This window comes from Allostreptomyces psammosilenae, assembly GCF_013407765.1.
In the GTDB taxonomy this organism is placed as follows: Bacteria; Actinomycetota; Actinomycetes; order Streptomycetales; family Streptomycetaceae; genus Allostreptomyces; species Allostreptomyces psammosilenae.
Genome location: NZ_JACBZD010000001.1, coordinates 3,209,266 through 3,235,177 on the forward strand (window position 1 = coordinate 3,209,266; position 25,912 = coordinate 3,235,177).

Genomic DNA, 25,912 nt, shown 5'->3' on the forward strand with positions numbered 1-25,912 from the left:
CAAGGGGAGCTTTGCGGCTCCCGAGCCATTTCAGGAGGCGTCATGCCGCAGGAATCGTCGTCCTCTACGCCGCCGCTCCCACCGCAGATCGACCGTGTGCTGAAGTGCGACGAGCGGTACGGGATCGTGTGTGTGCACTGCGGCGGTTCCCGAAATCTCGGCGACCGGTTCTGGGTGCGTTGCGCGTTCGATCAGACCTGGAAGGTGCGGTGCTGCCAGGAGTGCGCTGGTAAGGGCGAGGTGTCGTCGTGATGGTGACGAGCGGGCACCGCCCCGTCTCCACGCGCAGCGCTGATGACGGGCTCCTCACCGGGCTCCGTGCTTTCGCGACGATCCGGCACGGGCGGGCGATGCTGGCGATCACTCACCCGGGAAACGGGGCGACGCGTGGTCAGGTCATCCAGCGGATGCGGGCGCTCGGCGCGGGGCTCGGCATCTGCCCCGGAACTCGGATGATTCCAACCCGTCGCTGCTACTTCGGGCCGTCTGCCTCCACGCTCGCCACCGCTGACGGGACCGTCTGGGGCATGGAGCCGGCGCTCCCACCGGAATGGCGGCGGGTGGCGCGAGAGCAGGGCGGCGCTTCGCTGGGCGTTGTCACCACGATGATCAGCGGTCGGTGGCCGGGGCACGAGGACCTGGACGGGGCCCTGTGGCTCGATGCCCGGTTGGGGCGGTTGATGGTGGGGTGGTGTCCGGTGGTCAGCCCTGCTGGGACGGGGCCGTGGCGCGGGTGACGCGGCGGGCCAGCTGCTCCAGGTACGCGACGAGCTCGGGCGGCTCGTGGACCTCGAACTCGCAGTCCATGCCGATCAGCAGGAAGGCCAGCCACTCCAGGGTGTCGGTGTGGCTCCTCAGTTGGCAGCTGCGCTCGTCGAGCGGTTCGACGTCGCCGGGGCGGTCGCCGAGGCGCGCCCGCACCTCCTCGGCCGGGGCCTGAAGGGTCGCCACCGCGCGGTAGGTGGGGGCCAGGGCGTGCATCGTGCGGGTGAGGTAGGCGGCGGCGTCCTGCTCGGGGAGGTCGCGGGGGGTGAAGCGGACGCCGATCGGCAGCGGTTCGGTGATCCGGTCCACCCGGAAGACCCGCCAGTCGTCCCGCTCCAGGTCGAACGCCACGAGGTACCAGCGGCGCTCGGCGGCCACCAGGCGGTGCGGCTCGACCAGCCGGCCGCTCTCCACGCCCCCTGCGGTCCGGTAGCGGAAGCGCACCCGCTCGTGGACGGCCACCGCCGACGCCAGCGTGCTCAGCCAGCCGGCGTCCACCCGCGGGCCGTCCCCGTACGGGCTCGGCAGCGGGACGGTGGCCGCGCCCAGGGCGCCGACGCGGTGGCGCAGCCGGCTGGGCAGCACCTGCTCCAGCTTGGCCAGGGCGCGCACCGAGGCCTCCTCCACCCCGCCGATCACGTGGGTCGCCGCCGTGCGCAGCCCCACCGCGATGGCGACGGCCTCCTCGTCGTCCAGCAGCAGCGGCGGCATGGCCGTCCCGGCCACCAGGCGGTAGCCGCCGGCGGCGCCCCTGCTCGCCTCGACCGGGTAGCCGAGGTCGCGCAGCCGTTCGATGTCCCGCCGGATCGTGCGGGGGCTCACCGCCAGCCGCTCGGCCAGCTCGCTGCCGGGCCACTCGCGTGGCGTCTGGAGCAGGGAGAGCAGTCTCAGCAGCCGTGCGGGCGTGTCGGTCATGGGATCAGCATGCACGGGGATATGGGACGGGAACCGTCCTGAACGCCCCGGCGCCGCACGCGCCGCCGCCCCTCCGGAACCGGTGGTGGCGGGATCCGGAGGGGCGGCGTGGTGTCGGACGGGCGGGTCGGTCAGCCGACGGGGACGACGGTGAAGCGCTGGCAGGTGTTGTCCAGCCAGCTCCACTGCTGGACGTTGGTGCCGTCGGCGGTGCCGCAGTTCGCGACGTCCAGGACGCTGCCGCTGTGCCGGTTGATCACCCGGACCTGGCCGTTCCCGACGTCGGCGAGGCCCCAGTGCTGCCGGGTGGTGCCGTTGTCCGGCATCTGGGTCACGTTGGCGCCGTCGGTGGCGCTGGCCACGTCGACGAGCTTCCCGCTGTGCCGGGCGACCAGCTGCGCGTAGCCGTTGCTGGTCGGGCGCACCTCGAACTGCTGGTTGGTGCCGCCGTTGCAGGTCCACAGCTGGACGTTGGCACCGTCGGCGGTGCTGGCCGCGTCCACGTCGAGGCACTTGCCGCTGTTGACGTTGCGCAGGGTGACGTAGTCGACGGTCGGGGCGGTGCCGCGCGCGGTGAGGTACACGTTGGGCTTGGCCGGCTGGGTCATGCCGTTGCCGATGAAGAAGCTGGGGTGCGGCGGCTGGTTGTAGGCGGTGTTCTGCCAGGCCAGCGCCACCCGGTACATCGGGTCGTGGACCAGGGTGTGGATGCGCCGGTCGGTGGCGGTGGGGGTGGAGTAGATGCGCAGCTGGGTGTTGTCGGTGGTCCGCCAGATGACCTCCTCGCGCCAGTCGCCGAGGATGTCGCCGCTGAGCGCCGGGGTGGACTTGGTGCCGTTGTTCGAGGTGGCGCCGCTGGCGGTCAGCAGCCGGGTGTCGCCGCTGGTGCCGTACTTGTCGATGTAGTTGCCGTTCAGCAGCTCGCGCACCGGGTCGGCGTCCCACCAGGCCAGGAAGTTGATCGAGGAGGGCTTGCGGCCGACGTTGGCGCCGGACGGGCTGCGCAGCCCGTCGACGGCGGACGACCACGCCTCCGCGCCGGCGCTGCCGGCGTGGATGTCGGCGGCCACGCCGCGGCCGTTGTCGCCGCCGGCCGGGGTCTGCCAGATGACCGAGCCGTTCGCGGCGCTGGCGAACCAGGACGACGGCTGCGAGGAGGACTCGCTGACCTTGAAGTACTCCAGGCCGCTGCGGCTCGGGTCGAGGTCGCCGAGGTGGGCGGCGTCGCCGTGGCCGAAGCCGGTGTTCCACAGCCGGGCGCCGTTGTCGTCGATGGCCAGCGAGCCGTAGACGATCTCGTCGCGGCCGTCGAGGTCGACGTCGCCGACGGTGAGCGAGTGGTTGCCCTGGCCGGCGGTGCCGGCGTTGGTGGAGCTGTTGGAGTCGAAGGTCCAGCGGCGGGTGAGCTGCCCGTTCCGGAAGTCCCAGGCGGCGACGACGCTGCGGGTGTAGTAGCCGCGGGCCATGATCAGGCTGGGCCGGGCGCCGTCCAGGTAGGCGGTGCCGGCCAGGAAGCGGTCCACCCGGTTGCCGTAGTTGTCGCCCCAGTCGGAGACGTTGCCGCGGGCCGGGACGTAGTCCACCGTGCTCATCGCGGCGCCGGTGGCGCCGTTGAACATGGTCAGGTACTCGGGGCCGGAGAGGATGTAGCCGCTGGAGTTGCGGTAGTCGGCGGAGGCGTTGCCGATGACGGTGCCGCGCCCGTCGCGGGTGCCGTCGGCGGTCTTCATGGCGACCTCGGCCCGGCCGTCGCCGTCGTAGTCGTACACCTGGAACTGGGTGTAGTGGGCGCCGGCGCGGATGTTGCGGCCGAGGTCGATGCGCCACAGCCGGGTGCCGTCGAGCTCGTAGGCGTCGACGTAGACGTTGCCGGTGTAGCCGGACTGGGAGTTGTCCTTGGCGTTGGACGGGTCCCACTTGAGCACGATCTCGTACTGGCCGTCGCCGTCGAGGTCGCCGACCGAGGCGTCGTTCGCCGAGTAGGTGTACGCCTCCCCGCTCGGGGTGGTCCCGCCGGCCGGGATCTGCAACGGAACGGGCAGGTACCCGCTGGCGAACTGCAGCGCCGGCTCGGAGGCGGGCTGCTCCACCCCGCCCACGACGGCGCGGACGGTGTAGGCGGCGCCGGCCGCCGCCCCGCTGTCGTAGTAGTTGGTGGAGTTGGTGATGGGGGAGGAGTTGACCTTGGTGGTGCCGCGGTAGACGTTGAACCCGGTGCTGATGTCCTCGGTGCCGAGGAGACGCCAGCTGACCAGGTTCCCGCTGCCGCTGCGCACGCTGATCAGTCCGCGGTCCAGGTTCTCCACCTGCTTGGCGGGGCCGACGGCGGCGGCCGGGGCGGCGTCCAGGGGGACCGGGCGGTCGGTGGCCGCCGGGCCGACGGTGGCCAGCAGCGTGCCGGCCGCGGCGACCGCGACGAAGGCGGCGAGCGGGTGGCGTGCCCGCTGTCGTGCCCGCGTTCCGCGGGGGACCGTGCTCATGGACGAGGGACCTCCTTGGCCCGATGAGTGCCGAATCGGGGTGGGCAAACGGATGAATCGTTTCAACGCGAGTGATGGATCCGCCTGACGGCCGCTCGGCGGGAAGGTGGCCGCTGGAGCAGAATGCTGGTGCCCGGCGTGATCGTCCGGGAGGGGAGCGGCATGGCCTGAAGTGGACATGTCATTCACTTGTCATGTTCGGCAGAGGGCGGCGGGGACGGCGGCGGCGAGCGGCCGTCCGTGCCGATTCGGCCCGGTCTCAGGCCGCCGTCTCCCGCACCGCCGCCACGAAGGCGCCCACCGCCGCACGGTCGTCCGCGGCCCGCCACGCCAGCACCAGTTCGGCCGGCGGCAGCCCGGCCACCGGCCGGCAGACCACGCCCGGCCGCTGGTACAGCCGGGCGTTGCCCTCCGCCAGCAGCACCACCCCCAGGCCGGAGGCGACCCCCTCGAAGACCTCGTCCGGGCCGCTCGCCACACCGCCCAGCACCATCGGCGCCACACCGCGCTGGTCCAGCGCCAGCCAGAAGTCGCGCACCGGCCCGGCGGCCTCCGGAAGGGCCAGGAACGGCTCGTCGAGGAGCTCCTCGAACGGCACCTCCGCCCGCCCGGTCAGCGGATGCCAGGAGGGCAGCGCCACGAAGCGGCGCTCGGTCGCCAGCAGGTGGGTGGCCAGGCCGTCCACCGGCATCGGCAGCCAGCCGAACGCCACGTCGGAGGAGCCGTCGGCCAGGCCCACCGAGGGGTCCTCCCAGCCGACCAGCCGCAGCGACACCGACCACCGCGGCATCCGCTCCCGGAAGAGCCGGACCGCGGGCCCCTGCACCCCGCGGCCGATGGCCGTCTGCATCCCCACCACCAGCTCGCGCTTCTCGCTGGCCGCGCGCGCCGCCGTCAGGCCGTCCTGCCAGCGCTCCAGCACGTCCCGCACGGCGGGCAGCAGCGCGGCGCCGGCCGGGGACAGCGCCATGCCCCGGGGCGTGCGCTGGAACAGCTCGAAGCCGAGCCGCCCCTCCAGGGCGCGCAACTGCTTGGAGACGGCCGGCTGGGAGACGAACAGCCGCCGCGCGGCGCGCGTGACGTGCCCCTCCTCCGCGACCACGGCGAAGTACCTCAGCTCACGCAGGTGCGCCTCATCCATGAAATCCGGTTATATCAACGGCTCTTGGACTCCGGCTCCGCGACGCAGGAGAGTGAAGGGGCGGAAGGGATCGGGGGGAACGCCCCACCGGCCCGCCCCCGCGCCCACACGGAAGGCCAACGGAGGAACCCCATGTCGCAGCAGCTGCCCGTCCGCCACCTCGGCAAGCTGGCCGTTCCGGCCGTCGGCTACGGGGCGATGGTGCTCTCCCCCGGGGTGTACGGGGAGATCGACGACGACCGCGCCGTCACCGCGCTGCGGCACGCCTTCGACTCCGGCGCCACCTTCGTCGACACCTCGGACGGCTACGGCGCCGACGGCCACAACGAGCGGGTGGTCGGCGAGGCCATCCGGGGCCGCCGCGACGAGGTCGTGGTGGCGACCAAGTTCGGCTTCCGCATCCCCGAGGGCGCCGAGGCGCACACCTTCCCGGTCGGCTACGCCTTCGGCGAGCTGGCCGTCAACGCCGAGCCCCGCTACGTGCGCGGCTACGCCGAGCAGAGCCTGCGCAACCTCGGCACCGACGTGATCGACCTGTACTACCCGCACTTCCCGGACCCGCGGGTGCCGCTGGAGGACACCGTCGGCGCGGTGGCCGAGCTGGTCGAGGCCGGCCTGGTGCGGCACCTCGGCCTGTCCAACGTGACGGCCGCGCAGCTGCGCGCCGCGCACGCCGTCCACCCGGTGGCCGCCGTGCAGACCGAGTGGTCGATGTGGCGGCCGGTCGACGCGGACCTGCTGGCAGCGGCGCGCGAGCTGGGCGTGGGGATCGTGGCCTGGAGCCCGCTCGGCGGCGGCTTCCTGACCGGCACCGTCACCGAGGTGAAGGAGGGCGACTTCCGGCAGAACGCCCCCCGGTTCAGCGCGGAGAACCTGGCCGCCAACAACGACCGCTACGCCCCGGTGCGGGCCATCGCCGACGACCTCGGCATCACCCCGGGCCAGCTCGCGCTGGCCTGGCTGCTGCACCAGGACCCGGCGGTCGTGCCGATCCCGGGCAGCCGCACCCCGGCGCACATCGACGAGAACAATGAGGCCGGCCGGATCACCCTGCACCCGGACACCCTGGCCCGGATCGCCGCCGCCCTGGAGAACGTCGACGTGGCGGGCGGCACGCTGATCTGACGGCGGGTCCGACGCGGGACGCGCGGACGGCCCCGCCCGGGTGGGCGGGGCCGTTCCTCCGACGGGGGACCGCGGGGCGTTGGGTGCCGCGACCTACTCGGCGTCGTTGACGTCCGTGCAGATGGCGTACACCCGGAGCGTGCCCGTCGTGGGGGCGGTGGAGACGGGGCGGATCGTCACCACCCAGCCGCGCTCGTCGAACTGCGGGGCCGACTCGGACGCGATGACCGGCGGGTCCTGTGGCGCCTGCAGGATGTCGTATCCGCCCCCGATGACCCTGGTGCCGTCGGGGCAGTAGGCGTCCAGGCGGATGCCGCCGGCGCCGGGGAAGCTGAACGGCGCGGAGGCGCGCACCACCTCGTGGCGGGTGAGGCCCCCGTCCGCGCCGTCTTCCGGGAAGCCCTCCGGGAACGTCGCGGACGCCTCCTGGTTGCAGGTGATCGTCTGGTCGCCCTCGAAGGTGTTGTTGCCGGCCTGACCGGTGGGGATGCAGGCGTTCACCTCGGTCGGACCGGAGATGGACAGCGAGTTGTTGATGTAGGGCGCCGGATTGTAGGTGGCCTGGGCGCTGCCGGCTCCGCCGAGCACGATGGCCGCGGCGGCCGTGGCGACCGCGGCGGTCTTGTTGGTCTTGCGCACTCGCGTATCCCTTCCTTAACTGGCGTATCCGTGGCGGAAGTATTTCGAGTGCGGATCGCCGTTGACCGACGAACGGGTTGGCGTGTCGCTTTGTGCGTCGAATTTGCCTCGTTCGGCCCAGGCGACCGGTAATACTCGTCGGGTGGTAATTCCGCCCGGAGAAAACCGGACGGTCCGCCCGGTCAGCCGTTCGCCCCGTCGCCGCTGCCGTCCGTCGACTGCTGGTTGCAGGTGATGGCCTGGTTGCCCTCGTAGACGCTGTCCCCGGACTGGCCGGTGGTGATGCAGATGTTCGCCTCGGTGGGGCCGGAGATGACGAGCGAATTGCTGACCAGTGCCTGCTCGGCCTCCGTGGCGTACGCGCCGCCGGCTCCGGCGAGCACCAGCGCCGCTGCGGCGGTGGCGATTACCGCGGTCCTGTGGGTCTTTCGCACGTGCGTACTCCTTACGCCTTGACTGCACGTGCCGGAAGTATTTCGAGTACGACCTGCCCATAAACGGCGAATAGGACAGCGTGTCGCACCATTCGTCACATTTGACCCGTTTGGCGCAGGTTGCAGATATTACTCGTCGGCTCGTTCTATTGTCGTCACGATTGGCGCGAGAGGCGGCGGCGAGGCGGGCCGGCGGCGCCGGGCGGGCGCGTGCGGGCATGCGCGAGGGGCGGCGTACCCGGTGGTACGCCGCCCCTCGATGCCGGAGCCCCAATACGGAATCGAACCGTAGACCTTCTCCTTACCATGGAGACGCTCTGCCGACTGAGCTATTGGGGCGAGCGAGGAAGAGACTACACGACACGCCGCACCACCCGCCAATCCCCGGGGCGGGTGACGGGGGCCCGAGGAGCCCCGGCCGCGCGCGGGTCGTCGAGTAGCGTGGTACCGCGCCATCCCCTCCCTCCGGCAGGAGCCGCCCCCCGTGTACTCCCTCGCCCTGGGCCCCAGCTTCCTGGATCCCGACACGCTGATCGCGAACGGCGGCCTGCTGATGATCCTCGCGATCGTCTTCGCCGAGTCAGGCCTGCTCATCGGCTTCTTCCTGCCCGGTGACTCGCTGCTGTTCACCGCGGGGCTGCTCACCGCCGACGGTGAGTACGTCCCGTACCCGCTGTGGGTCGTCTGCCTGGCCATCATGGCCGCGGCCGTCGCCGGGGACCAGGTCGGCTACCTCTTCGGCCGTCGCGTGGGGCCGGCGCTGTTCCGGCGCCCGGACTCCCGGTTGTTCAAGCAGGAGAACGTCACCAAGGCCAACGAGTTCTTCGAACGGCACGGGCCCAAGGCCATCGTGCTGGCCCGCTTCGTGCCGATCGTGCGCACCTTCACGCCGATCATCGCCGGCGTCAGCCAGATGAACTACCGCACCTTCGTGGTCTACAACGTCGTGGGTGGTGTGCTGTGGGGCGGCGGGGTGACGACCCTCGGCTACTTCCTCGGCCAGATCGCCTTCGTCCGGGAGAACATCGAGGCGATGCTGATCGGCATCGTGTTCCTCTCCGTCGTGCCGGTCGTCATCGAGTTCCTGCGCGCCCGGCGCGGCGCCGGACGCCCGGAGCCCCGGCCCGCCCCGGGCCCGGCCGTCGCAGCCGGAGCGCCGCTGGACGACCGCACGGCCGTGCTCGGCATCCACCCGGGGCCGGCCGGCGCGGGACGCGGGCAGGCCCCGGGGCGCCCGTACGACGGCGGCCACGCCCTCGCCGGCCACCACGCGCCGGCGCCCCACTCCCCGGGGCACCGGGCCCAGGGCGCCCCGGACGAGACCATGCAGCTGCGGCGGATCTCCCCCGAGGAGGTGCCCGGGCCGGTCGCCGGTGCGGGACACGCTCCCGCTCCGGCGGTGGCGCCCGGTCCGGCGCCGGACGAGACCCAGCAGCTCTTCATCCGCCGGCCTCCGGGCGGCGGCCAGGAGCGGTAGCCCCCGCACGCCGGAACGCCGGCCCCCGCCCTCCCCGCGCCGATGACCGGTCGGAGGGCGGGGGCCGGTGCGTTTCCACGGTCGCTCGCCGCGCCGTCGGCCCGAGACGGCCGGGTATCGTGCGTACTACCGTTCGGTTGCCCCCGTATGGACCGATTCGTTCCGAGGCGTTCGGAGCGTTCCCGAAGGTTGCCGTCGTTCCGCGCCGGGGAAGCCGTATCCCTGGCCCCGGACGCCGGCAGTACGCCGGAAGGACTCCGGAAGGACTCCGGGACGGGCACGACGGGCGCACAGCCGAACCAGCAGGGTGGTCGAGGAGCCGAGGTGACCGAGTCAGAGGCGTGGGAGCCGGACGAGGTGGCTGAGCTGCCGGTGCTGCCCAGCCGTGCCGCCCGGGAGGCGCTGCACGCCGAGGTGGAGGCCGAGCTCGACGCCGAGTGGGGCACGGAGTTCCACGGCACTCCCCGGCCCACCGTCCCCAGCGCGCCGCCCGCCGGCACGCCACTGCCCGAGGTGCCGAAGCCCGGCGCGGCGGAGGCGAGGGAGGGGGAGGCGGCGGACCGGCCCGGATGGCCGGTCATACGGCTGCTGGAGCAGTCCGACGGCATGGGTGAGGACCTGGCGCCGGTGCCGGAGCGGTCCGCCGATGTCGTCGCGGAGCGCCCGCCGGCCGAGCCGAAGGCCGGGGCGGCGACCGAGCCGAAGGCCGAGGCGAAGAGCGGGACGGCAACCGGGTCGGAGGGGGAACCGGAGACCGGGGCCGAGCCCGCCGCCACACCCGCCACACCCGCCACACCCGCCGCACCCGCGGTCACCCCCTCCTTCAGCCCTTCGGTGGTCTCGCCGATGAGCCCGGCGGCCACCCAGGCCCACCCGCCAATCGGCGGCGGCCTCCAGCAGCCGGCGCGCCCGCCGGCCGGCGAGGAGAGCGGTGGGACACCGATCACCCTCACCACCACGACCGGCGGCACGCCGATCGTGGCCACCACCGGCGGCCATCCGGTCGTCCTGACGCCCGCGGGCGGCGTCCCGCTCGCGCCCTACGGCATGGCGCCGGGCGCGCCGGGCGCCCCCGGCGCCGTCTCCCAGCCGTGGCAGGACCGGATGCGGATGCTGCTGCGGACGCCGCTGTACGAGCGCCCGGCGTACGAGCCGCCGGCCCGGGTGGAGCACACCGCCTCCGTCCCGCGCGTGCTGGACCTCGCCCTGCGCATCGGCGAACTGCTGCTGTCCAGCGGCGAGTCGGCCGAGGACGTGGAGGCGGCGATGCTGGGCGTCACCCGGGCCTACGGGCTGGACCGCTGCGAGCCGAACGTCACCTTCACCCTGCTGACCATCTCCTACCAGCCCTCGCTGGTGGACAGCCCGGTCACCGCGGAGCGGGTGGTGCGCCGCCGGGGCTCCGACTACACCCGGCTGGCCGCCGTCTACCGGCTGGTGGACGACATCACCGCCGAGGACACCACCGTGGAGGAGGCGTACGGCCGGCTCGCCGAGATCCGCCGCAACCGCCACCCCTACCCCGGCTGGCTGATCGCCCTGGCCAGCGGCACCCTGGCCGGCGCCGCCTCGGTGCTGGTGGGCGGTGGCTGGCAGGTGTTCAGCGCGGCCTTCGTGGCGGCCGTGCTCGGTGACCGGCTGGCCTGGCTGCTGGCCCGGCGCGGGCTGCCGGAGTTCTACCAGTTCGTGGTCGCCGCGACCCCGGCCGCGTTCACCGGCGTCCTGCTGGACCTGTGGGACGTCGAGGTGCGGGCCTCCGCCGTGATCACCGGCGGCCTGTTCGCCCTGATCCCCGGGCGGGCGCTGGTGGCCGCGGTGCAGGACGGCCTGACCGGCTTCTACATCACCGCCTCGGCCCGCCTGCTGGAGGTGATGTACCTGGTGGTGGGCATCGTCTGCGGCGTCGGCGGGGTGCTGTACGCCGGCGTGCGCTGGGGCGTGCAGCTCAACGCCGACGAGGGGTTCCGTCCGGCCAACGAGCCGGTGCCGCAGCTGGCGTCGGCGATGGTGCTCACCCTGGCCTTCTCCGTGATGCTCCAGGCGCAGCGGCGCTCGCTGCTGCCGGCGATGGTCAACGGCGGCATCGGCTGGACGGTCTACGGCACGCTCACCTACCAGGCGGGCGTCAGCCCGGTGATCGCCACGGCGGTGGCGGCCGGCCTGGTCGGCCTGTTCGCGCAGCTGCTGTCCCGGTACCGCTACGCCTCCGCGCTGCCGTACGTGATCCCGGCGATCGGTCCGCTGCTGCCGGGTAGCGCCACCTACCTGGGGCTGCTGTCCTTCGCCAACGGCCACGTGGACGACGGCTGGGTGTCGCTGACCCGGGCGGCCTCGCTGGCCCTGGCGCTGGCGGTGGGCGTGAACCTGGGCGGTGAGATGGCGCGGCTGTTCCTGCGGGTGCCGGGTGCCGGCGACCGGGAGCAGCGTCAGGCGGCGAAGCGCACGCGGGGCTTCTGAGAGACTCCACGGATGGTGGAGAGCGTGTCCGTGCAGGTGGTGACGGCGGCCTCGGGCGAGCCCGGGGCCTCGGGCGCGCCGGGCCTGTTCGGGACGCTGGTGCGGGAGTACCGGGTGCTCATCGTGGAGCCGGGCAAGGAGCCGCTGTTCCTGCTGCTGGTCGGCTTCATCCTCTCCTTCGCGTTCATCCGGCTGAGCGTGCGGCTGATCCGGCACGGCGTGCGCTGGTGGCCCGGCAACATCACGCCTGGTGGGCTGCACATCCACCACATGGTGTTCGGCATCTTCTTCTGGCTGGTGGCCGGGATCGGCAGCTTCACCATCCCCGCGGCGGCCGACGGCTGGCGCAGCCTGCTGGGCTTCCTGTTCGGGGTGGGGTGCGGGCTGGTGCTGGACGAGTTCGCGCTGATCCTGCACCTGGAGGACGTCTACTGGAGCGAGCAGGGCCGCAAGTCGGTGGACGCGGTGATCCTCGGCATACTGCTGACCGGCCTGCTGCTGGTGATCGGCCCGCCGGTGGGGTTCTACGAGCTCGGCGGGTCGCCGCTGGGGGTGACCGCCGTGCTGTGCGCGAACCTGGTGCTGGTGGTGGTGACCCTGCTGAAGGGGAAGATCTGGACCGGCCTGCTGGGGATCATGCTGCCGCCGCTCTGCCTGGTGGGGGCGGTCCGGCTGGCGCTGCCGTCCAGTCCGTGGGCGCGCTGGCGGTACACCGGTCGGGCCCGCCGGATGGCGCGTGCCCGGCGGCGCGAGGCGCGGCTGCACCGGCGGCTGGACCGGTTGAAGCAGCGGTTCTTCGACCTGATCGCGGGCGCGCCGACGCCGGCGCTGCCCGTGCCGGGGCGCCGTGCGGCGGCGCGGGGGGAGGCCGACGGTGTGCCGGCGCCCGGTCCGGTGACGGCGGCGGTGCTGGCCGCCGAGGAGGAGGAGCGGCGGGCGGAGCCGTGGACCGCCCGCCTGGCGGCGCGCCGCGCCACGGCGGCGGCCCGCCGGCGGGCGGTGCGGGCCGGCCGCCGCACCGCGCGGACGGTGCGGGTGCGGCGGCCGAGGGGATCCGGGCCCTTCCGGACCCGCTAGCCCGGACCCGCCAGCCCGGGCGCGGTGGCCGGGGCCCTGGGGCCCGGGCGCGGTGGCCGGGGCCGGGATGGCGGGCTCAGTGGCCGCCGGACTCCTTCAGACGGGCGATGGCGGCCTCGATCACGCGCTCCGCCTCCTCGCGGCCGACCCAGGTGGCGCCCGGCTCGACCGACTTGCCCGGCTCGATGTCCTTGTAGTGCTCGAAGAAGTGCTGGATCTCGTCCAGCACGTGCTGCGGCACGTCCTTGATGTCCTGGATGTGGTCCATCCGCGGGTCACCGGCCTGCACGCACAGCACCTTGTCGTCGCCGCCGGCCTCGTCCGTCATCCGGAACATGCCGACCGGGCGCGACTCCACCAGGACGCCCGGGTAGACCGGCTCCTCCAGCAGCACCATGGCGTCCAGCGGGTCGCCGTCCTCGCCCAGGGTGTCCTCGATGTAGCCGTAGTCGGTCGGGTAACCGAAGGCGGTGAACAGCCGGCGGTCCAGCCGGACCCGGCCGGTGGCGTGGTCCACCTCGTACTTGTTGCGCTGACCGCGCGGGATCTCGACCGTGACGTCGAACTCCACTGTTCTTCCTCCATGGCTGCTTCTGGGATGCCCTGCCCCGGTCGGCGCTGGGCCGGCTGCTTGGCGACCAACAGTGTCCCCCATCGGCCGCCCCTCGGGCAGACCGGACCGGGCGGCCCGGGATCCGCCGGCCGGTCCCCGGCCGGCGGATCCCGCCGGACCGCGGCCGGATCGCGCCGGGAACGTGCTCGGATCGCGGCCGGATCGCGGTCCGGTTCCGACCCCGTCGCGGGTTCGGCCGCCTGGCCCATGCCGGCGTTCGGCGTCCCCCGCCGCATGAGAGAGTCACACCGTCATAAACCAGCGACGGGCAGGACGGAGAAGAACGGTGGAGCGAGGCGGGGCGGGACGGGCACGCGTGCGCAGGACGCTGGCGACAGCGCTGCTGCTCCCCGTCCTGCTGACCGGGGCCGCCTGTGACCGCGACGACGCGGCCGGGACCGCCGGCGAGGCCCCGGGCGGCGCCGGCACGGCCGGCGGGCTGCCGGAACTGGGCGCGGGGCTGTCGGTGCTCCAGCCGGTCATCGGCGAGGGCGGCCTGGTCGTCGGCGGCCAGGCGCCGCCCGTCGCGGCCGACGAGGGGGCGGGCGCGCGGCTGCCCACCTCCGACGGCCTCCGGCAGGCGCTCGCGCCGCTGCTCACCGACCGCTCCCTCGGCTCGGTGTCGGTGGCCGTGGCGGACGCGCTGACCGGGGAGCTGATCTACCAGCTGGACGCCTCCGACCCGTCGGTGCCGGCCTCCACCAACAAGATCCTCACCGCCGTGGCCGCGCTGAGCCGGCTGGACGGCGGGCAGGGCATCGCCACCCGCGTGGTGCGCGCCGACGACGGCCGGATCGTGCTGGTCGGCGGCGGGGACCCGCTGCTCACCGGCGAGGGCGGGCCGGAGGCGGCCCGGGAGACCTTCGACCGGCTGCGCGCCGCGGGCGACGCGGCCACCGGGACCGGCGCCTCCGGTCCGGCCGGCGGCACCGGCCCCGCCCGGCTGGCCGACCTGGCGGCCCGGACGGCGCTGGCGCTGCGGGCCGAGGGGGTGGACAGCGTGCGGGTCGGCTACGACACCTCCCGCTACGAGGGTCCGCAGCGCCACCCGATCGGGGTCAACGAGAACATCGCCAAGACCGTCCCCCTGATGGTCGACGAGGGCCGCGAGGACCCGACCACCACCCGGAACGCGCCCCGGGTGGTGAACCCGGAGGTCGACGCCGCGCGGCTGTTCGCCGACATGCTGGCGGCCTGTGGCATCACCGTGGAGGGCGAGGTGGAGTCGGTGACCGTGCCGGAGGAACTGCTGCCCACGCCCGTCCCGGCGCCCTCCGTCAGCACCCGCGGCGACGCCGGCCGGGGCGGCGACGGCTCCGCCGAGGCCGCCGGCGGCACCGGCGCCGACGCGGAGGCGTCGGTCGACACCCTGCGGGCCGGCCCGCAGGCGCGCGGCGACCTCGCCGGGCTGCCGGACGGCGGCGCCTCGCTCGGCATCACCGACGAGGCCCCGCTGGACTCCCCGCCGCTGGACGCCGCCGCCCCGGGCGGGCCCTCCCTCGTGCCCGGCACCCCCTCCGCCCCCGCCGCCCCGGCGCCCGGGGGAGGGGCGGCCGGCTCCGCCGACTCGGACGCGGCCGGCTCGTCGGACTCCGCCGGGGAGCGGGAGCCGGCCGGCCCGGTGCTGGCCGAGGTGCGCTCCGAGCCGGTCGCCACGCTCGTCGAGCGGATGCTCACCGAGAGCGACAACGACCTGGCCGAGGCGCTGGTCCGGCAGGTGGCCATCGTGGAGCAGCGTCCGGCCTCCTTCGAGGGGGCGGCGCAGGCCGTCGCGGACGTGCTCACCCACGCCGGGCTGGACATCGGCCGGGCGGAGTTCGCCGACGGCAGCGGCCTGGACCGGGCCAACCGCATCCCCGCGCAGCTGCTGGTCCAGGCGCTCGCGCTGGCGGCCTCCCCGGAGCACCCGGAGCTGCGCCCGGCCCTCACCGGCCTGCCGGTGGCCGGCTTCACCGGCACCCTGGACGGCCGCTACCGGCCGGACGCCGGGGACGCCGGCGCGGACGCGGCCGGACTGGTGCGCGCCAAGACCGGCTCGCTGACCGGCGTGAACACGCTGGCCGGGCTGGTGGTGGACGCGGACGGCGGGCTGCTCGCGTTCGCCTTCCTCTCCAACGACAGCCCCGACGCGGTCGCCGCCCGCGCGTCCCTGGACGCCATGGCCGGCGTGCTGGCCGAGTGCGGCTGCGGCTGAGCGCCCCGCGGCCGGCCGTTCCCACTGCGGCCGGCCGGCACGCCGCGGCCGGCCGACCCCGCGGCGGCGGCTCAGACGGTCTTGGTGGCGCCGCCGTCGATCAGGTGGTCGGCGCCGGTGACGCTGCCCGCCAGTGGTGAGGCCAGGTAGGTGACCAGGGCGGCGACCTCGGCCGGCTCGACCAGGCGGCCGGTCAGCATGCCGGTCGCGGCGGGCAGTCCGGCCAGGAGGTCCGGGTGGGGCAGCCCCATGGACCGGGCGAGTTCGGCGCCGTAGCCGTTCGGGTCCTCCCACAGGGCGGTGCGCACCGGGCCGGGCGAGACCGTGTTGACCCGCACGCCGTGCGGGCCGAGCTCCTCGGCGAGGGCCTTGCCGAACGCGGTCAGCGCCGCCTTGGCGGTGGTGTACGGGACCGGCCCCGCGTGCGGCATGCGCGCGCCGTTGGAGGACACGTTCACGATGGCGCCGCGGCGGCGCAGCAGGCTGGGCAGCGCGGCGCGGGTGAGGCGGGTGGCGCTGAAGAAGTTCAGTTCGAAGGCCGCCCGCCACTGCTCGTCGGTGAAGCCGGCGAAGCCGCCGGTCTGCCCCTCGCCGCCGTCCCCGCCGCCGACGTTGTTGACCAGGATGTCGATCTCGCCGAGTTCGCCGAGCGCCGCCTCGACCAGCCGCGCCGGCCCCTCGGCCGTGGACAGGTCGACCGGGACGGCGAGCGCGGCGGCCCCGGTCAGTTCGGGCGAGGGCGTGCGCGCCCCGGCCACCACCCGCACGCCCTCGGCGGCGAGCTGCTCGACGATCGCCAGCCCGATTCCCCGGCTGGCTCCGGTCACCACGGCGGTCTTGCCGGTCAGTTGGGTCCGCATGGATGTCCACCCCTCGATCAGGACGACGAAAGATGCGTCGCCAGTGATGCAAGTAAGCTAGAACCTGCAACATCGATGTTGCAAGTAGCCGAGGAGTGGCGCGGTAACCTCTCCCTGGCGAGCGCCGGCGGCGCCGTCGCGCGAGGGGAGAGCCGTGGTGAGTGAGCAGCGACGGACGACGCTCGGCGGACGCCCCCTGCGGGCGGACGCCGAACGCACGGTGCGCACGATCCTGGAGGCGGCCGAGCGGGTGCTCAGCCGGGACCCCACGGCCACCATGGAGCGGATCGCCGAGGCCGCCGGGGTCGCCAGGACGACCGTCCACCGCCGCTTCGCCACCCGTGAGGCGCTGGTCGACGCCATGGCCCTGTGGGCCGCCCGGCGGTTCCACGAGGCCGTGCGCTCCGCGGCGCCCGAGAACGCCCCGCCGCTGGTCGCGCTGTACCAGGTCACCGCCAACGTGCTCCGGGTCAAGATCAGCTGGAGCTTCGCGATGAGCCGCATGCCGTCCACCGACGCCGAGGTGGAACGCATCCACGCCGAGGTCCGCGACTCCTGCGAGCGGATGTTCCTGCGGGCCCGCCAGGACGGCGTGCTGCGCGCCGACGCGGACGTCGACTGGGTCCGCCGGGTCTACTACGCGCTCATCCACGAGGCGGCCGAGGACCGCGACGGCGACACCGACCTGCTCGCCACCCTGGTCGTCGACACCCTGCTGCGCGGCGTGGGCGCCTCCCCCGCGCCGACCCGGCCGACCTCGCCGCCCATGCCGCCACCGCCGAGCCCGCCGCCACCGCCGAGCCCGCCGGCGTAGCCCGCCGGGCCGGCGGCACGGGCCCCGTCCGGTGCCCGAACCCCGCGCGGACGGAGGTGATCCGGCCAGCCGGACCCAAAGGCGCCCGCGCGAACTAAGGTGAACGCATGACGAGTGAAGCCGACACCATGGTCGACTGGAACGTCGCCGTCGCGACGGCGACGCGGCTGGTGCGCCCCGGCCCGGACATCGGGAGGGATGAGGCGCGAGCCGTCGTGGCGGAGCTGCGCCGGCACGCCGCCGCCTCCGTCGAGCCCGTGCGGTCCTTCACCCGCCTCACCCTCCCGGAGCCGGAGGTCGACGGCGGCCCGGTGCTGGTCGTGGACCGCCCGGGCTGGGTGCGGGCCAACGCCGCCGGCTTCGCCGCCGTGCTCAGCCCGCTCACCGAGAAGCTGCGCGAGCGGCGCGGCGCCGGCCCGGCGGCCGAGGCGCTGGCCGGCGTCGGCAGCAAGATCACCGGTGTGGAGGTCGGCACCCTGCTGGCCGTGCTCTCCTCCCGGGTGCTGGGCCAGTTCGAGACGTTCTCCCCGCTCGGCCCGTCCGTGCCCGGGCGGCTGCTGCTGGTCGCCCCGAACATCGTCCAGGTGGAGCGTGACCTGGAGGTCGACCCGCACGACTTCCGGCTGTGGGTGTGCCTGCACGAGGAGACCCACCGCACCCAGTTCACCGCCGTCCCGTGGCTCCGCGACCACCTGGAGGGCGAGATCCGCGCCTTCCTGGCGGAGACCGAGATGGACCCGGGCACCATGTTCGGCCGGCTGCGCGAGGCGGTGCAGTCCGGCGGCGGCGTGCAGGGGCGGCTGCGCGCGCTGCGGGACCGGGAGCGCCCCGAGCCCGCCGAACCCGACGCCGGCGAGGAGGCGCCCACGCTGGCCGACCTGGTGCAGACCCCGGTGCAGCGGGAGATCCTGCAACGGCTGACCGCCGTGATGTCGCTGCTGGAGGGCCACGCCGACTACGTCATGGACGGGGTGGGCCCGGACGTCGTGCCCTCGGTGCGGGAGATCCGGGAGAAGTTCACCCGCCGCCGGGAGCGCGGGGCCGGCCGACTCGACCAGGTGCTGCGCCGGGTGCTCGGCCTGGACGCCAAGCTGCGGCAGTACCAGGAGGGCGAGCGGTTCGTCCGCACCGTCGTGGAGCGGGTCGGCATGGAGGGCTTCAACCGGGTGTGGACCTCCCCCAACACCCTGCCGACCCGCGCCGAGATCCACACCCCGCAGGCCTGGGTGGACCGGGTGCACTCCGGCGGCGCCTGGGGCGCGAAGTCCCGGCCGGAGTCGGCGCCGGACGCCGCCGACCGCGGCCCCGACCCCGAGGGCGACCAGGGGAGGGAACCGGGCGCGGATCACTGATCGCCATCCGGGCGAACCGGAACGATCGCTTCCGAGCGGAACGCTCACCCGAACGGGCGATGATCGATCCGGTAGTGCGCGCGTCACCCAGGGTGGCGGCCGTGGTCTGTCACCATCGGGCTGTCGCCCCACCGTGGCATCGCATCGGCCGCGGGCCCGCCCCGGACCCCGGCCCCGCGCCACGCCGGACGCCCCACGCGGCCGGTTCGCCCGTCGGCCGGCGGCCCGTCCGGCCGTGACCGGTTCCACGCCCCGGTTCCGCTGCCCGGTGTGCGTGCGCGATCGTAGGAATCGTGCCGGGGACGTCTCCCGTCCGGTGCGCAGCCCGGCGGAAGCCGCCACCGGCGCCCGGAGCAGCGTTAAGGAGTGGTGGGTCATGGGTCCACACCCGGCGGTGGCATCGATACGCCTGGCGGTCCGGCGAGCGCTCGCCGACCTCGCCCCCGACGACCTGGTGCTGGTCGCGTGCAGCGGCGGCGCCGATTCCATGGCGCTCGCCTCGGCGGTCGCCTTCGAGGCCCCCAAGGCGACCTGGCGCGCCGGCGCCGTCACCGTCGACCACGGCCTGCAGGCCGGCTCCACGGCCCGCGCGCTGGAGGTGGCCGCCAGACTGCGCGCCCTCGGCCTCGACCCGGTGGACGCCCTCGGGGTCCGGGTGGGCAGCCGCGGCGGCCCGGAGGCCGCCGCCCGCACCGCCCGCTACCAGGCCCTGGACGCCGCCGCCGAGCACCACGGCGCCGCCGCCGTCCTGCTCGGCCACACCCGCGACGACCAGGCGGAGACCGTGCTGCTCGGCCTCGCCCGCGGCTCCGGCGCCCGCTCGCTGGCCGGGATGCCGCCCGTCCGCGGCCGCTACCGCCGCCCCTTCCTCGACCTGGACCGCACCACCACCCGCCAGGCCTGCCTGGTGCAGGGCCTCGCCGTGTGGGAGGACCCGCACAACGCCGACGCCGCCTACACCCGGGTCCGGGTCCGCAACGACGTGCTGCCGGTGCTGGAGAAGGCCCTCGGCAAGGGCGTCACCGAGGCCCTGGCCCGCACCGCCCGACTCTTCCGCGACGACGCCGACGCACTGGACGCCTGGGCCGCCGAGGCCGCCGCCCGCGCCCGCGTCCCGCTCCCCGCGCCCGAGGCCGCGCCCCACCGCCCCCACGGCGCCCCGCACACCGCCGGCGCCCCCCGCGCCACCGCCGCCCCGCAGGCCAGCGGCGCCCCGCAGGCCGCCGGGGCCCCGCAGGCCGCCGGTGAGAGCTCTCACACCCCCGCCGAGGCCGCCCAGGCCCCCGCCGAGACCGCCGGCGCGACCCCCGCGCCCCCGAACGCCTTCCGCGCCGACGTGCTGGCCGAACTGCCCGCCGCCGTCCGCCGCCGGGTGCTGCGCCGTGCCGCCCTGGACGCCGGGAGCCCCGGCGGCGAGCTGTTCGCCCGGCACATCGAGCAGGTCGACCGGCTGGTGACCGCCTGGCGCGGTCAGGGCCCGCTGCACCTGCCGGGCGGCGTCAGCGTCGTCCGGACGTGTGGCACGCTGGTCTTCCGGTAGGCAAACCGGCTCCGGACCGGCCGTCATGGCTCGTCAGCCGGACGACACGATTGGGACAGCTGCGGGTGGACGACAAGGACATGGGCGCCGATCTCGCCAAGGTGCTCATCACGCAGGACGAGATCTCCGCGAAACTGCGGGAGCTCGGCGAGCGCATCGACCAGGACTACGCGGGGCGTGATCTGCTCCTCATCGGCGTGCTCAAGGGTGCCGTGATGGTCATGGCGGACCTGGCGCGGGTGCTGCACTCGCCGGTGACCATGGACTGGATGGCGGTCTCCTCCTACGGCTCCGGAACGAAGTCCTCCGGTGTGGTGAGGATCCTCAAGGACCTCGACGTTGACATCGCGGGCCGCGACGTGCTCGTGGTCGAGGACATCATCGACTCCGGGCTGACCCTCTCCTGGCTGCTGAGCAACCTCGGCTCGCGCGGCCCGGCCTCCCTGGAGGTGGCCACGCTGCTGCGCAAGCCGGAGGCGGCGCAGGTGAACATCGAGGTCAAGTACGTGGGCTTCGACATCCCGAACGAGTTCGTGGTCGGCTACGGCCTCGACTACGCGGAGCGGTACCGCAACCTGCCGTTCGTCGGCACGCTCGCCCCGCACGTCTACGGCGGCTGAACCCGGCGCCGTCCCGCCCGCCGCCCCACGGCCGCGCCGTGGGGCGGCGGGCCGCACCCGGCCACGGCGGGAGGGGCGGCGGGAACCGCTCCGCACGCTCCTTCGTTGAGCTGCTCGAACCCGTCCGGATCGGGACCGTTGCCGCTTCCACCCGGTTCCGGGTGACAATGGTTCGGTACGGCCCGCCGATCGTCGGTCTCCGCCGCGGTTCGGAGGAGCCGATCCGGGTGGGTCGGGGCCGGGGGAACCCGGGCACAAGTGGACGCGCCGGCGACGGGAACGTCGCCAGGTGCCTCAATCTGGCAGGAGGGACGGGGCGCAGCCGCCCCGCATGGATGGACGTGAAGCGCTTCTTCCGTACACCGGTCATGTGGATCGTGCTGGCCGTCCTCGCCGTGATCGTACTGATGCAGGTCGTCTCCAGTTCGGGCGGCTACCAGACGGTCGACACCGGCAAGGTCATCGCGGCGATCACACAGGGGCAGGTCCAGCAGGCCGAGCTCACCACGGGCAACGACCAGATGATCAAGGTCGAGCTCAAGGACGGCCAGGAGATCGACGGCGAGGACCGGGTCCAGGCGTCGTACATCGACAGCCAGGGCGTGGACATCGCCAAGATGCTCCAGTCCCGCTACGACAGCGGCGACCTCGAAGGTTCCTACACGGTCAGCGAGACGGAGCAGAACGCCTTCGTCTCGATCCTGCTGTCCCTGCTGCCCTTCGTGCTCATCGTGGTCGTCTTCCTGTTCCTGATGAACCAGATGCAGGGCGGCGGCTCCCGGGTGATGAACTTCGGGCGGTCCAAGGCCAAGCTGATCACCAAGGACACCCCGAAGACGACGTTCGCCGACGTGGCCGGGGCCGACGAGGCCGTCGAGGAGCTCCAGGAGATCAAGGAGTTCCTCCAGGAGCCGGCGAAGTTCCAGGCCGTCGGCGCCAAGATCCCCAAGGGCGTTCTGCTCTACGGCCCGCCCGGCACCGGCAAGACCCTGCTGGCCCGCGCCGTGGCCGGCGAGGCCGGGGTGCCGTTCTACTCGATCTCCGGTTCCGACTTCGTCGAGATGTTCGTCGGTGTCGGCGCCTCCCGGGTCCGCGACCTGTTCGAGCAGGCCAAGGCGAACGCCCCGGCGATCGTCTTCGTGGACGAGATCGACGCCGTCGGCCGGCACCGCGGCGCCGGCATGGGCGGCGGCCACGACGAGCGCGAGCAGACCCTGAACCAGCTGCTCGTCGAGATGGACGGCTTCGACGTCAAGGGCGGCGTGATCCTGATCGCGGCCACCAACCGGCCGGACATCCTGGACCCGGCGCTGCTGCGCCCGGGCCGCTTCGACCGGCAGATCGCGGTGGAGCGCCCCGACCTCCAGGGCCGTCTGCAGATCCTGCAGGTGCACCAGAAGGGCAAGCCGATCGACCCGGACGTCGACCTGATGGCCGTCGCCCGGCGCACCCCCGGCTTCACCGGTGCCGACCTGGCCAACGTGCTCAACGAGGCGGCGCTGCTGACCGCCCGCGGGGACAAGAAGCTCATCGACAACAAGGTGCTGGACGAGGCCATCGACCGCGTGGTCGCCGGCCCGCAGAAGCGCACCCGGATCATGAGCGACAAGGAGAAGAAGATCACCGCGTACCACGAGGGCGGACACGCCCTGGTCGCGGCGGCCTCTCCGAACAGCGACCCGGTGCACAAGATCACCATCCTGTCCCGGGGCCGTGCCCTGGGCTACACGATGGTGCTGCCGGACGAGGACAAGTACTCCACCACCCGCAACGAGATGCTCGACCAGCTCGCCTACATGCTGGGCGGCCGGGCGGCCGAGGAACTGGTCTTCCACGACCCGACCACCGGCGCGGCCAACGACATCGAGAAGGCCACCAGCGTGGCCCGGGCGATGGTCACCCAGTACGGCATGACCGAGCGCCTCGGCGCGATCAAGCTCGGCTCCTCGGACGGCGAGCCGTTCCTCGGGCGTGAGCTTGGTCACCAGCGGGACTACTCCGAGTCGGTCGCGGCCCTGGTGGACGAGGAGGTCAAGAAGCTCATCGAGGTCGCCCACAACGAGGCGTGGGAGATCCTCGTCGAGAACCGCGACGTCCTGGATAACCTGGTTCTCGCGCTCCTGGAGAAGGAGACGCTGAACAAGAACGAGATCGCCGAGATCTTCGCTCCCATCGTCAAGCGCCCGGCGCGTCCGGCCTGGACGGGGTCGGCGCGGCGCCAGCCGTCCACCCGTCCCCCGGTGATGTCGCCCAAGGAGCTGGCTCCGGCGGCGGCCACCACCGGTGGCGTCGGCGGCACCGCGACGGCGAGCGGATCGTCCAACGGTTCGGCCAACGGATCGACCAACGGCGCCTCCGCGAACGGCGCGGGCACCGGCAACGGCGTCGGGCCCGTCAGCGGGAACGGCATCGGGGACACGAGCGCGATCTCGGAGACCGTGCAGCTGCCGCGGCTGCCGGAGGAACGTCCGGAAGGCTGAGTCCAACCACATGACCGATCCGGTCACGCTGACCGAGCCCCAGAACGAGCCGATCACCCACCGTGGACGAGCGGTCGGCGAGTTCGACTTCGACCGCGCCGCGCGGGCCGTGCGTGAACTGCTCATCGCGGTCGGGGAGGACCCCGACCGCGATGGGCTCCGGGACACGCCGGCGCGCGTGGCGCGCGCCTACCAGGAGATGTTCGCCGGGCTGCGTCAGGACCCCGAGGAGGTCCTGACCACCACCTTCGACCTCGGCCACGACGAGATGGTGCTGGTCAAGGACATCGAGGTGTACAGCGTGTGCGAGCACCACCTGGTGCCGTTCCACGGTGTCGCCCACGTGGGGTACATCCCGGCGACGGACGGCCGGATCACCGGCCTGTCCAAGCTGGCCCGGCTGGTCGAGGTCTACGCCCGGCGCCCCCAGGTGCAGGAACGTCTCACTTCGCAGGTGGCGGACGCCCTGATGCGAATACTCCAGCCGCGCGGCGTGATCGTCGTGGTGGAGTGCGAGCACCTGTGCATGTCGATGCGGGGCATCCGCAAGCCGGGGGCCAAGACGGCCACCTCGGCGGTGCGCGGACAGCTGCGCGACGCGGTGACCCGCGCCGAGGCGATGAGCCTGCTCCGCGGCTGACCGCCCGCGCCGCCTCCCGGCGGCACGCCGGCGCACCAGTGGGACCCGGCACCACACAGTGAGAAGCCTTCGGGCCCGGCCACCCCGGCCGGGCCCGAAGGCTTCCCGCGCTTTCCGGGCTTCCGCCCGCAGGAGTTGTCCACAGGCTGGGGAAGGGGACTGTCCGCCCACCCCGCCCTCCTGGGATCCTGGAATCAGGGGGCCCACCCGAGGCCCCCTACCGGGCGTTGCCCGCCCGCTCCCGGCCCATCCCCGGCGGCCCCCCGCCCGCTCCCGGCCCACCCCCGCCCCGGCGGTGGCCGCCGGCGGCCGTGTCCGGAGCGCGGGAAGGATGGCCGGATGGGGACCGGGTAGGCGTCGAGCAGCCCTGAATCCCTACGGCACTAGTCTGGATGTCATGACAGTCACCGCCGATCCGCACGGCGCCCCGGTCCAGGCGCGCCCCGCGGCGTGGGCCGGGGTCCCGGCCGACAACCAGGCAGGTCACGGCCCTGCCTCCGGCCACCCCGGCGTCGAACACGGCCAGGCCGCCGGCACGGCGCCGGAGGCCCGCCCGCACCCCCGCCCCGGGCACGTGGTCGGACTCCCCGAGTACGGCCGGTGCGCTGTCATGGGCGTGGTGAACGTCACCCCCGACTCCTTCTCCGACGGCGGCCGGTGGTTCGACACCGACGCCGCCGTAGCCCACGGCCTGGAACTGCTGGAGCAGGGCGCCGACCTGATCGACGTCGGCGGGGAGTCCACCCGCCCCGGAGCCTCCCGGGTGTCCGAGGCGGAGGAGCTGCGCCGGGTGCTGCCGGTGGTGCGGGAGCTGGCCGCCGCCGGCGCCGTGCTCAGCGTGGACACCATGCGCGCCCGTGTCGCCTCCGCCGCCCTGGAGAGCGGCGCCCGCCTGGTCAACGACGTCAGCGGCGGCCTCGCGGACCCCGCCATGCTGCGGGTGGTCGCCGAGACCGGGGCGCCGTTCGTGGTGATGCACTGGCGGGGGCAGAGCGTCGACATGCAGTCCCGCGCCGTGTACGACGATCCGCGCGGCACCGCCGCGCAGGTCGCCGACGAACTCCGCCGCCGCCTCGACGAGGTCGTCGCCGCCGGCATCGATCCGGAGCGGACCGTTCTGGATCCCGGCCTGGGCTTCGCCAAGACGGCCGAGCACAACTGGCAGCTGCTCGCCGGGCTCGACCGGCTGCTCGCCCTGGGCCGTCCCGTCCTCGTGGCGGCGTCACGCAAGGGGTTCCTGGGCAAGCTGCTGGCCGACGGTGAGGGCAACCCACGCCCGGCCGCCGGACGGGACGCGGCCACGGCCGCGATCTCGGCGCTCGCCGCCGACCGGGGAGCGTGGGCGGTCCGGGTACATGACGTGCCGCCGACGGCGGACGCCGTCCGCGTCGCCGCCGCGATCCGAGGAGCCGCACGATGACCGGAGGAATCGAAGGCCCGGCCGGCCGCCCGGGGCGTCCCGGGGGACCGGACCACCCGTCCGTCGCCCTCGACGTCGCCGCCATCGAGGCGGTGAACGTGGCCTTCTACGACGCCGTGGAGCGCGGTGACCTCGCGGCGCTGTCCGACCTGTGGCTGGACGGCGAGGACGCCGACTCCGTCAGCTGCGTGCACCCCGGCTGGCCGCTGATCCGCGGCCGGTCCTCGGTGCTCCGCGCCTACGCGCTGATCATGGCGAACACCGAGTACATCCAGTACTTCATCACCGACACCGAGATCCGGGTGGCCGGCGACACCGCCCTGCTCACCTGCACCGAGAACGTCCTCAGCGGCGCCTCGGAGGAGGAGATCGCCGAGCTGACCGGGGAGGGCAACGGCTCCGAGGACGCCGACGAGCTCGCCGAGGGCCTCGGCGGGCTGCTCGACGCGGGCGGCCCGGAGGAGGCCGAGGGGCCCGGGCCGCTGGTCGGCGGCATGGCCGTGGCCACCACCGTGCTGCGCCGCACCGACGCCGGCTGGCGGGTGTGGGCGCACCACGGCTCGCCGGTGATGGTCGGCGAGGACGACGAGGGTGACGAGCCCCCGGTGGAGCCGAGCGGCGACAGCCTGTAGCCACCGCGCGCCACGAACGGCCCCCGGCGACCGGTCCGGGGGCCCGCAACGGGAACGACCGGCCCCGCTGGGGCCCACGAGCCCCTTGAGGCACTCGCGTGACTTGTGCCACAAGGGGCTTCTGTGTCTTTCCGTGGGCTTCTGTGACCTTCTGTGTCTTCAGCGCCCATCCGTGTCGCTTGGGATCTTTGGTGCCGGTGAGATACGACTCACTGCCGGTTCTTCGCCCCGCTTCGT

At 74.0% G+C, this 25,912-nt stretch carries 21 protein-coding genes, 1 tRNA gene and 1 pseudogene; 14 read left to right on the top strand and 9 right to left on the bottom strand.

Translation table 11 applies throughout. From position 1 onward, the window contains the following. The first annotated feature begins 248 nt into the window (after positions 1 to 248). Positions 249 to 737, top strand: coding sequence for a hypothetical protein (locus FHU37_RS13105; RefSeq protein ID WP_179814363.1), 489 nt, complete (start codon positions 249 to 251; stop codon positions 735 to 737). Here FHU37_RS13105 and FHU37_RS13110 read toward each other — a convergent pair. From FHU37_RS13110 to FHU37_RS13120, 4 genes and pseudogenes are all read right to left on the bottom strand, one after another. Further along, entirely contained in the window at positions 703 to 1,680 is a 978-nt protein-coding gene (locus FHU37_RS13110; protein WP_179814364.1) for a helix-turn-helix transcriptional regulator, read from the bottom strand. The two genes, FHU37_RS13105 and FHU37_RS13110, sit on opposite strands and share 35 nt — an antisense overlap. Positions 1,681 to 1,811: 131 nt before the next feature. Further along, on the bottom strand, positions 1,812 to 2,264 hold the full coding sequence (locus FHU37_RS28155) for an RICIN domain-containing protein (protein WP_376774029.1): 453 nt from the start codon (positions 2,262 to 2,264) through the stop codon (positions 1,812 to 1,814). Beyond that, positions 2,259 to 4,160 (bottom strand): annotated as a pseudogene (locus FHU37_RS13115) (rhamnogalacturonan lyase); the annotation flags it as partial. The pseudogene FHU37_RS13115 and the gene FHU37_RS28155, both read right to left, overlap by 6 nt. A 259-nt stretch (positions 4,161 to 4,419) precedes the next feature. Continuing rightward, on the bottom strand, positions 4,420 to 5,301 hold the full coding sequence (locus tag FHU37_RS13120) for a LysR family transcriptional regulator (protein WP_179814366.1): 882 nt from the start codon (positions 5,299 to 5,301) through the stop codon (positions 4,420 to 4,422). 132 nt (positions 5,302 to 5,433) lie between these two features. Here FHU37_RS13120 and FHU37_RS13125 point away from each other — a divergent pair, with 132 nt between their 5' ends. Next, a complete protein-coding gene (locus FHU37_RS13125; RefSeq protein WP_179814367.1) occupies positions 5,434 to 6,426 on the top strand; it encodes an aldo/keto reductase in 993 nt (330 codons plus the stop codon). Positions 6,427 to 6,519: 93 nt separating this feature from the next. Here FHU37_RS13125 and FHU37_RS13130 read toward each other — a convergent pair whose 3' ends face one another. The 3 genes from FHU37_RS13130 to FHU37_RS13140 form a co-directional block, all read right to left on the bottom strand. Further along, positions 6,520 to 7,065 carry a hypothetical protein gene (locus FHU37_RS13130; RefSeq protein ID WP_179814368.1) on the bottom strand — a complete coding sequence of 182 codons (546 nt, stop codon included), beginning with the start codon at positions 7,063 to 7,065 and terminating at the stop codon, positions 6,520 to 6,522. A 182-nt stretch (positions 7,066 to 7,247) separates the two neighbouring features. Further along, positions 7,248 to 7,499: a hypothetical protein gene (locus FHU37_RS13135; RefSeq protein WP_179814369.1), complete on the bottom strand. Its 252-nt coding sequence runs from the start codon at positions 7,497 to 7,499 to the stop codon at positions 7,248 to 7,250. Positions 7,500 to 7,765: 266 nt separating this feature from the next. Further along, positions 7,766 to 7,838 (bottom strand) — tRNA-Thr (locus FHU37_RS13140). A gap of 145 nt (positions 7,839 to 7,983) precedes the next feature. Here FHU37_RS13140 and FHU37_RS13145 point away from each other — a divergent pair. From FHU37_RS13145 to FHU37_RS13155, 3 genes are all read left to right on the top strand, one after another. Beyond that, entirely contained in the window at positions 7,984 to 8,976 is a 993-nt protein-coding gene (locus FHU37_RS13145; protein ID WP_312892588.1) for a DedA family protein, read from the top strand. Between the two features lie 324 nt (positions 8,977 to 9,300). Beyond that, positions 9,301 to 11,433, top strand: a complete 2,133-nt coding sequence (locus FHU37_RS13150; protein WP_376773938.1) for a threonine/serine exporter family protein — start codon at positions 9,301 to 9,303, stop codon at positions 11,431 to 11,433. 12 nt (positions 11,434 to 11,445) lie between these two features. Continuing rightward, positions 11,446 to 12,510, top strand: coding sequence for a hypothetical protein (locus tag FHU37_RS13155; protein ID WP_218904023.1), 1,065 nt, complete (start codon positions 11,446 to 11,448; stop codon positions 12,508 to 12,510). Positions 12,511 to 12,586: 76 nt separating this feature from the next. On the opposite strand, the gene FHU37_RS13160 is transcribed toward FHU37_RS13155, so the two are convergent. Next, positions 12,587 to 13,081, bottom strand: a complete 495-nt coding sequence (locus FHU37_RS13160; RefSeq protein WP_179814370.1) for an inorganic diphosphatase — start codon at positions 13,079 to 13,081, stop codon at positions 12,587 to 12,589. A gap of 358 nt (positions 13,082 to 13,439) precedes the next feature. Between FHU37_RS13160 and dacB the strand changes: the two genes are divergently transcribed. Further along, the gene (dacB, locus tag FHU37_RS28160) at positions 13,440 to 15,317 is read left to right on the top strand and encodes a D-alanyl-D-alanine carboxypeptidase/D-alanyl-D-alanine endopeptidase (RefSeq protein WP_312892589.1); all 1,878 of its coding nucleotides are present in this window, start codon (positions 13,440 to 13,442) and stop codon (positions 15,315 to 15,317) included. A gap of 71 nt (positions 15,318 to 15,388) precedes the next feature. Here dacB and FHU37_RS13170 read toward each other — a convergent pair whose 3' ends face one another. Further along, positions 15,389 to 16,177, bottom strand: a complete 789-nt coding sequence (locus FHU37_RS13170) for an SDR family NAD(P)-dependent oxidoreductase (protein ID WP_179814371.1) — start codon at positions 16,175 to 16,177, stop codon at positions 15,389 to 15,391. A 157-nt stretch (positions 16,178 to 16,334) separates the two neighbouring features. Here FHU37_RS13170 and FHU37_RS13175 point away from each other — a divergent pair, with 157 nt between their 5' ends. The 8 genes from FHU37_RS13175 to FHU37_RS13210 all read left to right on the top strand — a co-directional run bounded on the left by FHU37_RS13175 (position 16,335) and on the right by FHU37_RS13210 (position 25,675). Then, positions 16,335 to 16,991, top strand: coding sequence for a TetR/AcrR family transcriptional regulator (locus tag FHU37_RS13175; protein ID WP_312892590.1), 657 nt, complete (start codon positions 16,335 to 16,337; stop codon positions 16,989 to 16,991). 107 nt (positions 16,992 to 17,098) lie between these two features. Then, the gene (locus tag FHU37_RS13180) at positions 17,099 to 18,343 is read left to right on the top strand and encodes an Rv3626c family coenzyme F420 biosynthesis-associated protein (RefSeq protein ID WP_246449853.1); all 1,245 of its coding nucleotides are present in this window, start codon (positions 17,099 to 17,101) and stop codon (positions 18,341 to 18,343) included. A 376-nt stretch (positions 18,344 to 18,719) separates the two neighbouring features. Continuing rightward, positions 18,720 to 19,883, top strand: a complete 1,164-nt coding sequence (gene tilS / locus FHU37_RS13185) for a tRNA lysidine(34) synthetase TilS (protein ID WP_179814372.1) — start codon at positions 18,720 to 18,722, stop codon at positions 19,881 to 19,883. Between the two features lie 65 nt (positions 19,884 to 19,948). Further along, positions 19,949 to 20,503, top strand: coding sequence for a hypoxanthine phosphoribosyltransferase (gene hpt, locus FHU37_RS13190; protein ID WP_179814373.1), 555 nt, complete (start codon positions 19,949 to 19,951; stop codon positions 20,501 to 20,503). A 335-nt stretch (positions 20,504 to 20,838) separates the two neighbouring features. Continuing rightward, positions 20,839 to 22,983 (top strand): ATP-dependent zinc metalloprotease FtsH, encoded by a 2,145-nt coding sequence (gene ftsH / locus FHU37_RS13195; RefSeq protein ID WP_179814374.1) that lies wholly within the window; start codon positions 20,839 to 20,841, stop codon positions 22,981 to 22,983. 10 nt (positions 22,984 to 22,993) lie between these two features. After that, a complete protein-coding gene (folE, locus tag FHU37_RS13200; RefSeq protein ID WP_179814375.1) occupies positions 22,994 to 23,623 on the top strand; it encodes a GTP cyclohydrolase I FolE in 630 nt (209 codons plus the stop codon). A 610-nt stretch (positions 23,624 to 24,233) separates the two neighbouring features. Further along, positions 24,234 to 25,043: a dihydropteroate synthase gene (folP, locus tag FHU37_RS13205; protein ID WP_179816243.1), complete on the top strand. Its 810-nt coding sequence runs from the start codon at positions 24,234 to 24,236 to the stop codon at positions 25,041 to 25,043. Further along, entirely contained in the window at positions 25,040 to 25,675 is a 636-nt protein-coding gene (locus FHU37_RS13210; RefSeq protein ID WP_179814376.1) for a nuclear transport factor 2 family protein, read from the top strand. The genes folP and FHU37_RS13210 overlap by 4 nt, the downstream gene beginning before the upstream one ends. Positions 25,676 to 25,912: the final 237 nt, after the last annotated feature.